The sequence below is a fragment of the Clostridium sp. genome (assembly GCF_051650885.1).
Lineage (GTDB): Bacteria > Bacillota > Clostridia > Clostridiales > Clostridiaceae > Clostridium.
Genome location: NZ_JBOFRG010000275.1, coordinates 1 through 16266 on the forward strand (window position 1 = coordinate 1; position 16266 = coordinate 16266).

12 protein-coding genes and 1 pseudogene are annotated in these 16266 nt (G+C 30.2%); all 13 read right to left on the reverse strand.

What is annotated here, in order from left to right:
• A partial coding sequence (locus ACRC28_RS13260; protein WP_438543936.1) for a hypothetical protein occupies positions 1-233 on the reverse strand: 233 nt, incomplete at its 3' end.
• 280 nt (positions 234-513) lie between these two features.
• Positions 514-1764, reverse strand: a pseudogene (gene dnaE / locus ACRC28_RS13265) (DNA polymerase III subunit alpha); the annotation flags it as partial.
• Positions 1765-1860: 96 nt separating this feature from the next.
• Positions 1861-2811 (reverse strand): DNA-binding protein WhiA, encoded by a 951-nt coding sequence (gene whiA / locus ACRC28_RS13270; RefSeq protein ID WP_438543927.1) that lies wholly within the window; start codon positions 2809-2811, stop codon positions 1861-1863.
• Between the two features lie 113 nt (positions 2812-2924).
• Positions 2925-4304: a gluconeogenesis factor YvcK family protein gene (locus ACRC28_RS13275; RefSeq protein WP_438543928.1), complete on the reverse strand. Its 1380-nt coding sequence runs from the start codon at positions 4302-4304 to the stop codon at positions 2925-2927.
• Positions 4301-5176 carry an RNase adapter RapZ gene (gene rapZ / locus ACRC28_RS13280; RefSeq protein WP_438543929.1) on the reverse strand — a complete coding sequence of 292 codons (876 nt, stop codon included), beginning with the start codon at positions 5174-5176 and terminating at the stop codon, positions 4301-4303. Before rapZ ends, ACRC28_RS13275 begins: the two co-directional genes overlap by 4 nt.
• Positions 5177-5318: 142 nt before the next feature.
• Complete coding sequence (hisC, locus tag ACRC28_RS13285; protein ID WP_438543930.1) at positions 5319-6425, reverse strand: histidinol-phosphate transaminase; 1107 nt, start codon at positions 6423-6425, stop codon at positions 5319-5321.
• A 104-nt stretch (positions 6426-6529) separates the two neighbouring features.
• Positions 6530-7438, reverse strand: a complete 909-nt coding sequence (gene murB, locus ACRC28_RS13290) for a UDP-N-acetylmuramate dehydrogenase (protein WP_438543931.1) — start codon at positions 7436-7438, stop codon at positions 6530-6532.
• Positions 7439-7529: 91 nt separating this feature from the next.
• The gene (gene uvrC / locus ACRC28_RS13295) at positions 7530-9401 is read right to left on the reverse strand and encodes an excinuclease ABC subunit UvrC (protein WP_438543937.1); all 1872 of its coding nucleotides are present in this window, start codon (positions 9399-9401) and stop codon (positions 7530-7532) included.
• A gap of 133 nt (positions 9402-9534) precedes the next feature.
• Positions 9535-11367 carry an LTA synthase family protein gene (locus ACRC28_RS13300; protein ID WP_438543932.1) on the reverse strand — a complete coding sequence of 611 codons (1833 nt, stop codon included), beginning with the start codon at positions 11365-11367 and terminating at the stop codon, positions 9535-9537.
• Positions 11368-11393: 26 nt separating this feature from the next.
• Entirely contained in the window at positions 11394-12890 is a 1497-nt protein-coding gene (gene wsfD, locus ACRC28_RS13305) for a glycan biosynthesis hexose transferase WsfD (RefSeq protein WP_438543933.1), read from the reverse strand.
• 128 nt (positions 12891-13018) lie between these two features.
• Positions 13019-14491, reverse strand: coding sequence for a peptidoglycan D,D-transpeptidase FtsI family protein (locus ACRC28_RS13310; protein WP_438543934.1), 1473 nt, complete (start codon positions 14489-14491; stop codon positions 13019-13021).
• Between the two features lies 1 nt (position 14492).
• On the reverse strand, positions 14493-15710 hold the full coding sequence (locus tag ACRC28_RS13315; protein ID WP_438543935.1) for an FtsW/RodA/SpoVE family cell cycle protein: 1218 nt from the start codon (positions 15708-15710) through the stop codon (positions 14493-14495).
• A gap of 17 nt (positions 15711-15727) precedes the next feature.
• A complete protein-coding gene (locus tag ACRC28_RS13320) occupies positions 15728-16168 on the reverse strand; it encodes an FHA domain-containing protein (protein WP_438543938.1) in 441 nt (146 codons plus the stop codon).
• Positions 16169-16266 lie beyond the last annotated feature (98 nt).

Consider the following 16266-nt stretch of genomic DNA (forward strand, 5'->3'; position numbering starts at 1 on the left):
TCCAATGCCTTCTCTATTGTTATTCCAAGCATAGTTGGAATCATCTTAGCAATTCTATCAACCTCTGCATAAGCATAATTCATAGCCCTACCAACATCTCTTATACAGGCTCTTGCTGCCATTGTTCCAAAAGTAATTATCTGTGAAACATTCTTTTCCCCATACTTATCTACTACGTAATCTATTACCTCTTGTCGTCTTTCATAACAGAAATCGGAATCGATATCTGGCATACTCACACGCTCAGGATTTAAGAACAATTTGTTTTTATCTATAAGCTTTTTATCTTATACTCTGGAGGTTTCCCTCATTTTCATTAAATGGTCAATTCCATTTCAGTTTGGACTATATCATCATATTAATCTCTTAATATGTTGGGCACTCTTGGAGATAATTATTGATTGGCTTCTCATATCTCTAGTCTCTGAACCTTTCTAGTACTTAATACCTTCCTAGACTTGGCTGCTGATTAGCATATTTAAAACTTAGCTTTCCAGCAATTCACCCAATTTAACGAGCGCATCTTAATTCACGCTCAAATAGTAGATTGTATTTTAATGGATCAATCTTTGTTATATCTAGGGTATATGCAACTATTGACCCCGCTGCAGACCCCCTACCAGGTCCAGTTGGTATGCCATTATCCACAGAATATTTTATAAAATCTCCAACTATTAAGAAATAATCCACATACCCCATTTGATTTATTACGCCTAATTCATAGTCTAATCTATCAATTATAGTTTTTATTTCTTCATTATCTTTTGCAAGACTTATAGTTTTTTCATAATCATATTCTTCATTTCTGATACCTTCAAATTGGTCATATTTTATTATAAGTCCCATATAACAAGCATCTCTTAAAAATATAAATGGATCTGCTCCTTCTGGTAATGGGAATTTTGGTAATTTTGATACGTGGAATTCATAATCAAAATCACATTCATCTGCTATCTTAACTGTATTTTCTAAACCCTCTGGAATGTAGTCAAACATATCATACATTTCTTCTGGTGATTTTAAATAGAATTGGTCTGAAGGGTATCTTCTTCTATTTTCATCGTCTACAGTTTTTCCTGTCTGAATACACATTAATATATCGTGTGCCTTTGAATCTTCTCTTTCTATATAGTGAACATCATTTGTAGCTACTAATGGTATTCCAGTTTCCTTTGATAATTTTATGTTAAGTTCATTAACCTTTATCTGCTCAGTCATATTATGATTTTGAAGCTCTAAGTAAAATCCTTCTTTGAATATATCTTTATATTCTAAGGCTACTTCTTTTGCTTTCTCATAATTTTCTGCTAAAAGGTTTCTTTGAATTTCTCCACCTAAACAAGCACTTAAAGCTATTAATCCTTCACTATGTGCCCTTAGATATTCATGGTCAACTCTTGGTTTATAATAAAATCCTTCTATTGAAGCATCTGATACTATCTTCATTAAGTTCTCATAACCTACTGCATTTTTAACTAAAAGAACTAAGTGATTTGTCTTGTTCTCAGCATCAGTATGCTTTATATTCATAGATTTACTTGCTACATAGACTTCACACCCTAAAATAGGCTTTATCCCCTCATCCCTACAAGCTTTATAAAAATCTACACAACCATACATAACTCCATGGTCAGTTATTGCAATCTTATCCATTCCAAGTTCTTTTGCCTTTTTAACGATTTTTTTAACCTTTCCAGATCCATCTAAAAGACTATACTCAGTATGTAAATGAAGATGTACAAAATCCTTTTTATCTTTCTCCATAAAACTTCCTCCTTTCATAAAGATAAAGAATCTAGTTTTCACTAGATTCTCTACTTTAAATTATATCACTTTTCTTTAATTTTAATCTACACTAAACTAATAAGTTCCAGACCTAACCTCTTCAGCAATTTTTTCAAGCTTTCTTAATCTATGATTAACTCCTGATTTACCTACTGGAGGGTCTAACATCTCTCCAAGCTCTTTTAAAGACTCCTCAGGATATTTCAATCTAAGGTCTGCTATCTCTTGAAGATTTTTAGGTAATCTTTGAAGACCTATGCTTGATTTTATAAGCTCAATACTTTCAACCTGTCTAACTGCTGCATTTACTGTTTTAGAAAGGTTTGCTGTTTCGCAGTTAACTAATCTATTAACATTATTTCTCATCTCTTTTTTTATTCTTATATTCTCAAGCTCTAAAAGACAGGTATGTGCTCCTAATATATTTAAAAGGTCCACAATCTGCTCTCCCTCTTTAATATATATAATATGGCTATTCTTTCTTGCAATCACCTTAGAATTCAATCCAAAGGTATTTATAAGCTTACATAATTCATTTGCATACTCTTCACTATGAGTTACAAACTCTAAATGATAAGTTTTTTCTGGATTACTAACACTTCCTCCTCCAAGAAAAGCCCCTCTAACGTAAGCCCTTTTTGTAACTTCTGAATCCACCATCTCTTTTTCAATACTATAATCTAAGTTCATTATTCCATCTACTTCTCTAAAAATCCCAGTAGTATTTAATAATTCACGAACTCCCATACTTTCATCTATTACAACCATATATATATTATTCTTTTTAAGAGAATTACTTTTCTTAACCATCAATTTTGAATGTATATCAAAATGTTCTTTAAGTAATGAAAATATAAGCCTTGCACTTGTTGCATTTTCTGTGGTAATTCTAAATGCTAACCCAAGTCCACTAAATGCAATAGTTCCACTTACCTTCATTATAGCTGATAATTCTGCTAATGCTTCTTCTTTGCTTATATCACTATATCTACAGATTTCTCCCTTTACTTTTGATGAAAATGACATTTTTTCATGCTCTCCTTTTATTTAAATCATTCATTCTTATTTTTCACAATAATAAATTATATCACAAACAAGTCTTTTCTTGTAATTCAAAAAGAAAAAATGTAGCACACTTACTACATTTTTTCTTCTTTATTATCCATTGCTTCTCTAAGATTTTTTTTCTCAACTTTATCACGCTCTTTTATTCTCTGTGATAAATACATATACTCTATAATTTTCTTTCTATCAAATAATAATTTCTTTTCCATTATAGTTTCTACTAAAACTTGAGCTAAATAATCTGAGTCATGCTTTATAGTTCCATTTTTAGTTCTAATAACGTTCTTTTCAACTAACTGAACGCCCATATCTTCTAGCTTTTTATAATCAATATTTACATAATCTGAATTTTTAGCCTTATACTTCTCTCGCATTTCATGACTTATAGCACCTGTATTTGCAATAACACAATTTACTATATCCTTACCACAATATTTTCTTAAAATCTTAATATGGTCTGAAACATTAAAATTATCTGTTTCTCCAGGTTGAGTCATTACGTTTGATATATATATTTTTAAAGCACTACTTCTTCTTATGTTTTCAGATATTCCCTTAACTAAAAGGTTTGGAAGTATACTTGTATAAAGACTTCCAGGTCCCATAACAATTGCATCCGCTTCTTGAATAGCTTTTATAGCTCCTTCTAAAGGCTTTGCATTTGCAGGATTTATCATAAGCTTTTTGATTTTTGAGTTTTGCTTTTTCGCTTCTTCTGGAATATTAGATTCACCAACAATTTTATTTCCATTTTCTAAATAAGCAATAAGCTGCATATCATCTAAAGTAACAGGCAAAACCTTTCCTGTTACTGCAAGAACTGAGCTCATCTTTCTTACTGCATCTTCAAAATTTTCAGATACTCCATCCATTGCTGCTAAAAAAAGATTCCCAAAGCTTTGTCCTTTTAATCTTCCATCAGTAAATCTATATTGAAGTAAATCCTCCATTAAAGGCTCTGTATCTGCAAGTGCTAAAATACAGTTTCTTATATCTCCTGGTGGTAAAATTCCAAGGTCTTCTCTTAAATCTCCTGAACCTCCACCATCATCACCAACAGTAACGATAGCTGTAATATTTGATGTATAGTACTTAAGCCCTCTAAGCATTGTAGAAAGCCCTGTACCACCACCAATAACTACAATCTTAGAACCCTTAACTAAAAGTCTCTTTTCTGTAATTAAGGTCTCTATCTTTTTACTGTCTAAAGACATTTTTATGTAGCCTTTATTCATCAAGGCAATAGTTGATTTAATAACTTCACTTCCTGCAATATAAATTACAAAAACACCTGTTATATTAAGACAAATGTAAAACAACTTATAATAAAAATCATACACTCTATGAGTTACAAGTTCTGTAAAACCAAATGCTATTAAAAGGACACCGAATAAACCAAAGAAAACCCAACGTTTAACTTTAATCCCTGGTTTAATCCAGTCGGATAGCCTCATAGCTTCTTAGCTCCTCTATGGACATCTTCAGATACATCTCTATGCTCTACTCCTGCTTTATATCCTTCACTTTCTAAGACTTCGTATAATTTATTTGCTATGGCAACAGATCTATGTCTACCACCTGTACATCCTATAGCTATTATAAGTTGTCTTTTACCTTCTTTTGTATACTTAGGAATTAAGAACTTAATCATATCGTCTAATCTTTCTATAAATCCAATAGTTTCTTCTTGCTTTAATACATACTCACGAACTGGCTCATCATTCCCTGAGAATGCTTTAAGTTCCGGTATATAAAAAGGATTTGGTATAAATCTTACATCAAATACTAAATCTGAATCTACAGGTATTCCATATTTAAATCCAAAGCTTAACACTGTAATTGAAAGCTCTTTATCAGGCTCTGCATTTGAACCAAATAATTCATTTATCTTTTCTCTTAAATCTCCAATTTTATATTTTGAAGTATCTATTATTTGATCTGCTCTATCTTTAACTTCTCTTAGTTTATGTCTTTCCTCTGTGATTCCTGTTAAAACTCTTGCTTTAGGAGAAAGTGGATGACTTCTTCTTGCTTCTTTAAACCTTTTTACTAATACTTCATCTGCTGCTTCTAAAAATAAAATTTCATACTCTATTTCATTGTTTTTAAGGTATCTTAGACTTTCAAATAAATCATCAAAGAATATTCCACCTCTTATATCTGTTACAATTGCAACCTTTTCTAAACTGCTTCTACATGCTTCTGCAAATTTTGGTATAAGCTGTGGTGGTAAATTGTCTACACAAAAATACCCTAAATCTTCTAAACTTCTAGTTGCTTCAGTTTTCCCAGCTCCTGAAAGTCCAGTTACTATTACAAATCTCATCTGTTATCCTCCTAATTCAATACAAATATATCTCTTATTATATCATAATATATTCTCAATTTAAGTTTTCTATTATCTTTTATTTTTTCTCTTTAATTAAATATTTTTAACAAAAAGAATCGCCCTTAAGCGATTCTTTTCTCTAATTATTTTTAAGGAAATTAAGACCTTCCTCAAGCTCATACATGAACCCTTTATTTTCATCTTCTTTTCCTATACTTATTCTTAAATAACCCTTCATTCCTAAAAGGAATCCTGGTCTTATTATATATCCTTTAGATAAAAGATATTTATGAAGCTTTTCATCATCACAATCAACATTAACCATAATAAAGTTAGTTTGACTGTCTATATATTCTAAGTTTAATTTCTTAAATTCTCTTATTAAATATTCCCTCTGCTCTTTATTATTCTCCACCACATATTCTAAATGTTCTTTATCCTTTAAAGCCTCAATTGCTGCCTTTTGTGCAAAAAGATTTGAGTCAAAAGGATTTATAACTCTATTAATATATCCAACTAACTTTTTATCTCCAATTCCATATCCAAATCTTAAAGATGCAAGTCCATAAGCCTTTGAGAAGGTTCTTAAAACAATCATATTAGAATACTTTTTTAAAAGCTCTATTGAATCTGGAAAGTCTACATCCTTATCTACAAATTCTACATAAGCTTCATCCATTATAATTATAACTTCCTTTGGAATTCTATCTAATACCTTTTGGAACTCTTCTTTAGTAAAGATTGTTCCAGTTGGATTATTTGGGTTACAAAACCATATTATCTTTGTTTTATCATTTATAGAACTTACCATTTTTTCTATATCTAATTTGTAATCTTTAAGTGGTACTTCTATTGCTTCTGCTCCCATTAAAAGTGTATTAGTCTTATATCTTGGGAAAGTTATATCTGCCATTACTGCATTTTCACCTTTATTTAAAAATGTTGCACATATATCTTTTATTAACGAATCAGAGCCTGCCCCACAAAAAATATTTTCTCTTTCTACTCCAAGCTCTTTTCCTAAAGCTTCTTTAAATTCATATGAAGATGCATCTGGATATAGAAAAGATTCTTCTATTATATTCTTTAAAGCTTCCTTTGCCTTTGGTGAACATCCATATGGATTTTCATTTGATGCCATTTTTATAACTCTATCTAGATTAAGTTCTCTTTTTACTTCGTCAATAGGTTTTCCTGCAACATATGCTTCTAACCCTAAAACTTCTTCTCTTATATATTTTTCCATTTCTTAAACCCACCTTATAACTTTTACAATAATTATACCATTTTCTTCTTCATTTTCAATATTTAAGGTTAATTAAAGAGGATTGCAAAAATGCAATCCTCTTCTTACTTTTCTTTTCCTATTATTCTTACTTCTGGATGAAGTTCAACATCAAATTGCTTTTTAACTTCATCTTGAACATGATGAATTAAATCTAATATATCTTTTGCTGTTGCTCCACCTTTATTTATAACAAATCCTGAATGCTTTCCTGAAACAGCCGCTCCACCAAGCTCATATCCTTTAAGACCTGCATCTTGAATTAACTTTCCTGCAAAATGCCCTTCAGGTCTTTTAAATGTACTTCCTGCTGAAGGATATTCTAATGGTTGTTTTGATTCTCTTTTATAAGTTAAATCATCAATTCTATTTTTGATTTTTTCAAATTCACCATCATTTAATGCAAATACTGCACTTAAAACAATCTCTTCGTTTTCCATTACTTTTGAAGTTCTATAACCAAGCTCTAGCTCTTCATTAGTATATGTTTTTATATTACCATCTTTATCAATTACTGTAGCCGTTTCTATAACTTGCGAAACTTCACCTAAATAAGCTCCTGCATTCATATACACAGCTCCTCCAACAGATCCTGGAATTCCACATGCAAATTCAAAGCCTGTTAATGAGTTCTCTAGTGCAAGCTTGCTAACATCTTTTAATAGAACACCACATTGTGCTTCTATTTTATTTTCTTTTATATCTAACTTTTGAAGTTCTGTTAATTTAATTACAACTCCATCAAGTCCACCATCTTTAACTAAAAGATTAGAACCATTTCCTATAACATAATATGGAATGTTGTTTTCTTTACATATCTTCAATGCTTCAATCACTTGTTCTACTGTATCTGGTATTAAAAGGACATCAACTGGTCCTCCAACTTTAAAATATATATGCTCGCTCATTGGCGCATTAAATTCTATTTGTTTTTCTAAAAATATATCCTTGAATAACTCTCTATATTTATTCATCCCTAAACTCCTCATTATTATTATATTTTTATAGTATATTCTACTTTATTAATTAAAACAAGTCTTTAACAATTACAAAATAATATATTCTTTAACTCTGCCTTTGTTCATCAAAAAAAATTTTTATGCTCTCTGCTGCTTTTTTGTTTATCCCTGGTGTTTCTAGTAGTTCTTCTATACTTGCTTTTTTTATATTTTCAACACTTCCAAACTTTAATAAAAGCTCTTTTCTACGTTTATTTCCTATGTTAGGAATATCATCTAATATAGAATGTAATGTTCTTTTATCTCTTAATGACCTATGATAAGTTATTGCAAATCTATGGACTTCATCACCAATTCTTCTTAGCATTTGCATAAGTTCTGAATTGCTTCTAATAATAAACTCTTCATTGTTAAAGATAATCCCTCTTGTATTATGCTTATCATCCTTAACCAAACCACATACATCTATCTCAATTCCAAGTTCCTCTAAAACCTCAAGTGCTATATTAATTTGTCCTTTTCCACCATCCATCATTATAAGGTCTGGAAAGTTTGAAAATTTTCCCTTTGAAAACTGAATCTGACTTTCTTGAATCTCTTTTATCTCTTTTAATCCATGACTAAATCTTCTAGTCAGAATTTCTCTCATACTATCATAATCATTGGCACCTTTTACAGATTTTATTCTAAATCTACGATAATCGCTGTTTTTTGCTTTTCCATCTTCAAAAACTATCATACTTCCAACTGAATCTACACCTTGTATATTAGAAATATCATATGCCTCTATTCTTTTAGGAAAAGTGTCTAATCCTAATATCTCTGTTAATTCTAGCAGTGAATTTTTATTTTTCTCTTTTTCTTTTAATATCTTATCTTTAAAACTTTCTAATGTAATCTTTGCATTTGAAAGAACCATATCAAGCATACCCTTTTTCTCACCTTTTTGAGGAATCTTTAAAGTTACTTTACTTCCTCTTTTTATAGTTAAAAGTTCTTCTAAAACTTCTTTATCTTCAATGCTTGGTACATATATATTCTTTGAAATTTGAGCTGTTCCACTATAGAAATTAACAATAAATTGTGATAACACCTTTCCATCACTTTCCTCAAAAGTATTTTCTAATATAAAATGCTCTCTTCCTGTGATTTTTCCTTCTCTTAAGAAGAATATTTGAACACAACTATCCTTTTCATCTCTATAAAGGTTTATGTAATCTTCATCCTCGTCGGATACCTTAAACATCTTTTGTTTTTGGATTAAAGTTTGGATAGCTATAATCTTATCTCTATATGTGGCAGCCTTTTCAAACTCAAACTTTTCACTTTCTTCTTCCATTTTTTCTCTTAATTTATTTATTATTTCGTTATCTTTTCCGTTTAATATATCTATTATTTCATCTATTATTTTTCTATAATCCTCTTTAGAAATGTATCCTCCACATGGGGACATACATTTTTTTATATGATAATTTAAGCAAGGTCTTGTAGGAGCCTCTCCAACAATAATGCTTTTTTTGCAGGTTCTAAGTGGAAACACTTTTCTTATAAGATTAATGGTTTCATAAACTGCTGTTCCATCTGTATATGGTCCAAAATACTTATTACTATCCTTTGAAAAATTCCTTGTAACAAAAACTCTTGGAAAATCTTCATTAATAGTTATCTTTATAAAAGGATAAAATTTATCATCCTTCAATAAAATATTATATCTTGGGCTATATTTTTTTATTAAGTTACATTCAAGTATTAAAGCTTCCATCTCTGAATCAGTTACTATATATTCAAATTCTGAAATATTCTTCACCATTGCACGAACTTTCTCAGAATGATTCTTAGAATTTTGAAAATACTGTCTTACTCTATTCTTCAATATTTTAGCTTTTCCAACATAAATAACTTCACCTAAATTATTCTTCATAATATAAATCCCAGGCTTATCTGGTAACATTTTTAAATGATATTCAAAGTCAAAAATCTTAATCCCCTCCTCACTCAAATTATATTATACCCCAAATACCCTCAATTCTAAATTCTTAATTTTAAATTCTAAATTAAAAAGGAGAGTTGCTTCCAACTCCCCTAAACTCTAAATTCTTAATTTTAAATTATCAATTCCCACCAATCATCTTTTCTCCAATAGAATATGCCTTTTCTAAATGCTCTTTTTCTTCCTCTGATTGCACTTTACCTTTTATCTTATTACCTTTTATTATTGTTGCATCCCTATTAGTATTTACAAGTATTCTTCCCATAGAATTATTTATAAACCTATCTTTTTCTACTCCAAGCATATACAGAATAGTTGGCATTATATCCACCTGTCCTCCTGCTGCTTTAAAAACATGAGGCTCTACTCCTGGTGAATATATTATAAGAGGTATTTTTTTAGTATATGGCTTCCACCAGTTTCCCTCATAATCTAAATCTTTTATATCTTTATTATAATATTTATGAACTCCACCATGGTCTCCATATAATACAAATACAGTATTATCTAGCAATCCTTCTTGTTTAAGCTTTCCAAAAAACATTTCTAACTGCTCATCCATATATCTTACACTTTGGAAATATCCACCTAAGTAAGTTTCATTTATCTTTTTGTCTAACTTCAAGCTTTGATATTTTTTAGGAACTTTAAATGGTCCGTGATTTGATAATGTAATTACATTCAAATAAAATGGTTCTTTTACATCTTTAAGCTTGTCCGCTAACTGTCTGAAAAGACTTCCATCAGATAATCCATATCCTACTGATTCTTCATACACATAATCTTTAACATCCCAAATATGGTCAATCCCAAATCCATTTTTATGAAGCTCTGACCAGTAAAATTCACCTGCTTTTTCTCCTCTTGTTGAAATACTTGTATACCCATCCTCTTTCAATATTCTTGCCATAGAATTTTTATATACAAAGTTCCCAGTATGAAGTGCAGTAATTCCACTTCCCATAGGATACATAGATGTATTTGCCATAACATCACAGTCTATACTGTTCCCTGCATTATTTTGCTCATAGATATTATTAAAATATAATCCTTCATTTGCTAATTTATTTAAAAATGGAGATATTTCTTGACCTTCCACCTTTTTATTAATTACAAACTCTTCTAGAGATTCAAGTTGTAAAAACACAACATTTTTCCCCTTGAACATCCCCTTATACTCATTGTCCTTTACATCTTCAACATTGTTCTTTAACCATGCTTGAACTTCTTCATCACTATCCGTATTTTTTCTTTTCAAACTATCTAAAGTTTTATTTCCCTCATGAATCTGAAATCCAACTGGACCTGATGCTCTTGCTGTCATTAGAGGTGTCCATTGTGTCGTGAACATTCTATTGCTCCATCCTGCTGCTCCTAATACATCAGTAAAAATGTAACATACCATAAGAACAAGAATAGAGTTTACAACTATCAATTCAAATTTTCTTATATTTCTTTTTTCTGTAAATTGTATCTTTTTATACTTTATAAAGAATATTAAAATTGGTATATCTAATATAAATATTAAATCAATCCATTTAAATTGAACTAAAGCTTCGCCCATAGGATTAAAGGTTTCAGGATAGAAGATATTTTTGATACTCATAAAGTCAAAATTTCCTCTAAAGTACCATATATTAATAATCAACCATCCTGAAAATATTATATCCATAACAATATAATAAATCATTTGTTTATTCCCATTGAATAAATATCCAAAGGCATATACTAAAAGCGAATAAGCTAAATATACAATAAAAAATATCCAGACAGTCTTCTCAAAGTTGAATTTATCTACGTTCTTACTTTCTAGCAATGTCATAAATAAAACACTTTTCACAAATAAGATTGCTATTATAATTCTTCTAATTAAATCAACATTATTGTCTACCTTTAATTTATTAACACAGTTTTTAACTCTCTCTTTAATTCTCGCTTTCCTCTCTTTTTCCATTTTAAAATACATCCCCCCAAGTAAAACTATCTTTTAACCAATTTCCTTATCCCATCATATATTTTTCCTATTGTAAATGTTATTCCTGTTACTACTAGAATATCAAATATAAAGTTAAATAAGAATAATTGTTTAGCTGTATCCGCTCGTCCATTTCCTACATATGGCATTGGGAATTGTATCACTCCCATAAACATTAAACACCAAAGCATTATTATTCCTGCTCTTAATCCTTTGTTATCTTTTCTTTTTATGAAATATCCTAATGATACTGCAAATATTAATAAGTATACTCCACCAATAAACCATAACTTTTTAGGGAAATACTTCATTCTTATATTTTCCCAAGTTGTAAATCTATCAAATTTGATTATAGGTTTTTCACTATAGCTTTGTGGATATTTACCTAAATCTGTTGTTGTATCAAAGGCTTTACTTGCAACATATTGCATTCCTTCTATTAATCTCTTAGGATGAGTTAAATAGAATTTAACTAGCTTACTATTGCTCATCTCATCATAGAAATATTCTTTCATTTTTGGAGTTCTTGGTATGAATCCATTTACATATTTATCTGTTGGCTCATAAGCATTTAATCCAGCATTTCCAGCCATTGCAGGGTCTAATCCCATATCAATTAAGTCTTGTCTTGGATTTTTTGAACCATTTAATACTCCATAGAATACTGAGTTAAACTGAGTATCATGGTTAAGTCCTACACCAGCCATATTTATTCCCATAGGATATAAAGTTATAACTACCATCAGAGCAATAAATATTCTCTTACTCTTCTTTGATAATACAGTTCTATTATCATAAATAATTTTACCTAGTATAAATAGTATTGCTGGTAATGTTGTGAACACTTGTAACTTAGATCCTAAGAATATAAATGCACAGAAGAATATAAGCCCCATTTGAAGAATTAACTTACTCTTATCTCCATCGATTACACATCTCTTCACATAATACAAATACATTGCAATAAATAGTGATAATGTAGTAATCATCATTGGTCCACCATAAATACTGTTAAACCATACTAAATAATCTCCATTTAAAAATACAAATAACATTAATCCTGCTAATAAAGTCAGTTTAAACTTACTTTTTATATTTATATTTTTTAAGATTATTGCCATTGCTCCAACATACATTATGCAATATGCAATTGCTAAGTATTGAGTTTTAAATATTGATTGCCCAAATATTTTACAAATAATAGATATTAATGTAATTAAATATGCCATACTCGTTGAAACAAGAGTAATTATTATATTTAAAATTGAAAAACTTCCTATTTGATAATCTGTAACTGTGTATTTAAAGAATCTTACAAAGTCTGGATTATTCTTTAAATAGTCCGGTACTGATAATCTTGATACTTGCATTACTCTATCAAAATCCCCTTGGTCAGCTACCCCCGGCATAGGTTGATTAAATCTAAATAAAACATATGTTATTATTCCTATCGCTAGTAAAATAAAACTTATGATTAAATATCTCCTATATTCTTTTTTCATTATTTCTCTCTCCTTCTCCCTCTCGCTTAATTCTCATCTCATTATACCATTTTTTTCTTTTTATTATTGTATTTTTAAAAAGGAGTTATAATTAATTTTTTTAATTATAACTCCTTTTTTAAATCTTTCTATTGTGGTGGCGTATTATTAAAGAATGCATGTAACATAGCTCCTGCTACATCTGATGCTGCTCCTGCTCCATATCCTGCATGTTGAACTATAACTGCAAATGCAATTTGTGGATCATTTGCTGGTGCAAATCCTTCAAGCCATGAATCTGGTTTTCCTTTTGAATATGTTGCAGTACCTGTTTTAGCTGCTACATCATATCCAGCAAAGAATGGCCAGTAACCACCTGACATATTGTTTTCTACAAGACTTGTCATAAAGCTCTTGATTGTTGCTGCATCACTTTGTGACATTACTCTTCTATATTGTTGATTTGGGAAACTTTGAACTGTTTTCCCTTGTTGGTTTATAATCTTATTTACTAATTTAGGTTCCATCATAACACCATCATTAGCTACAGTACTTGCAACTAAAGCCATTTGCATTGGAGATGCTAACACTCCTGATTGACCTATACCCGACTGTGCTATATCACCAACTTGCCAGCTTTGATATTTAGGGAATTCACTCTTTGACATAGTAAATCCAACTGCTGGAATTTGTTCATTGAAACCAAACATTTCTGCTGTTTCACGAAGTGCATCATTACCTAAATCCATAGCAACTGTTCCATAAACTACGTTACTTGAAACAACGAATGCTCTTCTTAAGTTAATATTTCCATTAACTTCATTATCATTATTGTGTAATACTTGCCCATCTTGGAATTTAATCTGACCAGTATCATGGAATATCTCAGAAGTTACTCCTGGAATATTATTTAAAGCTGATGTTGTAGTAACAACCTTAAATGTTGATCCTGGTGGATATTTACCATAGATTGCTCTATTAAACATTGGTGAATCTGGATCTTTAGATAATTCATCCATATTTTGATCTAATTCATTTGGATTATAACTTGGAGATGATACCATTGCTATAACTTCTCCTGTTTTAGGATTAATTGCAACAGCTGCTCCTTTTCTTCCACCTAAAGCCTTCATTGCAGCTTCTTGAACCTTTGTATTTAATGTAGTAACTACACTATTACCAACTTGGTCACTCTTATCATTTCTTGCAAAGAACATATCCTTTAAGTTTTTCCAGCTAAAGTCTGTAAATAAAGTTTTTATATCTGTTCTTGAGCTGTTATAAGTAGATAACTGCTTATCAAAAGTAGCTTCTAATCCTTCAACTCCATATTTTCTACTCATATATCCAACTGGATTTGCATAAAGCGCTCCATATGGATATTCAATTTTTTGACTAAGAGGTCCTGTTCTAATACTCTTAGTTAATGCATTCATATCACTATCATAAATAGTTCCTCTAAGAACTGCATTTCTTTCTGCCCATATTCTTGGGTTTCCTGGCATATTAGCAATTTTATATGCCTTAAAAACTTGGAAATATGCTATATACGAAATTAGGGCTACAAATAAAAATAAAAATACTATCATTACTTTTGTAACATTCTTTTTTATATCTTGCATACTAGCCCTCCTCTGAAATCTTTTGAAGTATTCCTAGTGCAAACATAGTTGTAATCATAGACGTACCACCATAACTTATGAGTGGTAAGGCTATCCCCGTCAGTGGAATTACTGCAAAGATTCCTCCTATAATTACTAATACTTGACATGCAAGCATTGCACTAAATCCAACTGCTGTAAGTTGTAAGAATTCATCCTCTGTTACAAATGCAACTCTTATAGCTCTATAGAATAATAGGAAGAATATTATTATTATTCCTATACCAAATACAATTCCAAGCTCTTCACAAATAGCTGCAAAGATAAAGTCTGTTGTATTTACTGGTACAAACCCTGGATAACCTTGTCCAAGCCCTGTCCCTAAAGCTCCTCCTGATGCAATTGCATAAAATCCTTGAACTAACTGATAACTCTTACCTTGAGCATACTCCCATGGATGTAGCCAAATTTCCACCCTTAGTGTTACGTGTGGAATTACCTTATAAGCTACAAAGGAACCTATTGCTGCAAGCCCCATACAAATTGCTATGTATTTCTTTTTTGCAGTTGCTATAAATAACATAGTTATTGATATTCCAAAAAATATAAGTGCTGATCCTAAGTCATTTTGTAACACCATGCAGGCTAATGAATACATAACTATAAGCCCTGGTTTAAAAATTTGTCTCATATTTTGTTTTGCTGTACCATTTTTAAAGCTCTTTAATGCAGCTGCTAAATATAAAACAAGTGCTATCTTACCGAATTCAGATGGTTGAAAACTTATACCACCTATGAAAACCCAGTTTTTAGCTCCCATTACATCTCGCCCAAGTACTAATGCCATTGGCATAAATACTAAAACACCTATCATATAAATTGTTTGTAAATTTTGAAACTTTCTGAAATTAGGTAAAAATCTTATTATAAATAAGAAGATTACTAATCCACCTATGAACCATCCTAATTGCTTAATACCAACATCTGGATGTAATCTATATAGCATCGCTATACTTATTACAACTTGAATACTTGCAAATAGAAATATAAATTTATCTCCATTTGGGCAGGATTTCCTAGTTATAAAATATGCTACTCCTATTACTACACATAATATTAGACCAATATATAGTGGTTGCTTATTAATAGGTGTCTTTAATATAGCTAGGTTGGTAAAAAGACTCATACACAGGATATAGATTAGGATTAAGACTCCTAGCCCTGTTTTATTTCTTTTCATTTTTCCACCTCAATTTACTAAGCTAAAACTTTAAACACTGCTGTTCCAACTCTTATTTCATCTTTAGTAAAAAGTTTAACCCTTCCTTTGATTCTCTCTCCATTTAAATATGTACCATTAGTACTATTTAAATCTTCAAGTATTAAAATATTGTCTTTAACTACAATTCTTGCATGTTTAGTTGATGCATAGTTGTCTGTTAAAACAATTGTACATTCTTCCCCTCTACCAATGCTCGTTACAAGCTTTACCGGTATAATGGTCCCGACCTTCAGATTTGCGTTTTTTCCTGCTTTTATAACTTCAATGCCGTGATGTTTCTTATTAGCAGTTGATTTTCTTTTTTCCCCACCTTTAACATCTTTAGCCATAATTTTCAAAGCTGATATAATTATGATAAATAATATTAATATAAAGAAGATTCCAAAAACGCCTCCTATAAATCTTTCAAAACTGATCATATTTTCACCTCATATTACTTTATCTTTTAGATTATACACTAAAATTAATTTTAATTCATACATTTATCTTACATTTAATTTTATATTAATGTAAC

What these genes read in the sequence shown, in the direction of transcription:
- whiA (WP_438543927.1), bottom strand. Translation starts at nt 2,811, where the DNA reads ATGTCATTTTCATCAAAAGTAAAGGGAGAAATCTGTAGATATAGTGAT.
- ACRC28_RS13275 (WP_438543928.1), bottom strand. Translation starts at nt 4,304, where the DNA reads ATGAGGCTATCCGACTGGATTAAACCAGGGATTAAAGTTAAACGTTGG.
- rapZ (WP_438543929.1), bottom strand. Translation starts at nt 5,176, where the DNA reads ATGAGATTTGTAATAGTAACTGGACTTTCAGGAGCTGGGAAAACTGAA.
- hisC (WP_438543930.1), bottom strand. Translation starts at nt 6,425, where the DNA reads ATGGAAAAATATATAAGAGAAGAAGTTTTAGGGTTAGAAGCATATGTT.
- murB (WP_438543931.1), bottom strand. Translation starts at nt 7,438, where the DNA reads ATGAATAAATATAGAGAGTTATTCAAGGATATATTTTTAGAAAAACAA.
- ACRC28_RS13300 (WP_438543932.1), bottom strand. Translation starts at nt 11,367, where the DNA reads ATGGAAAAAGAGAGGAAAGCGAGAATTAAAGAGAGAGTTAAAAACTGT.
- wsfD (WP_438543933.1), bottom strand. Translation starts at nt 12,890, where the DNA reads ATGAAAAAAGAATATAGGAGATATTTAATCATAAGTTTTATTTTACTA.
- ACRC28_RS13310 (WP_438543934.1), bottom strand. Translation starts at nt 14,491, where the DNA reads ATGCAAGATATAAAAAAGAATGTTACAAAAGTAATGATAGTATTTTTA.
- ACRC28_RS13315 (WP_438543935.1), bottom strand. Translation starts at nt 15,710, where the DNA reads ATGAAAAGAAATAAAACAGGGCTAGGAGTCTTAATCCTAATCTATATC.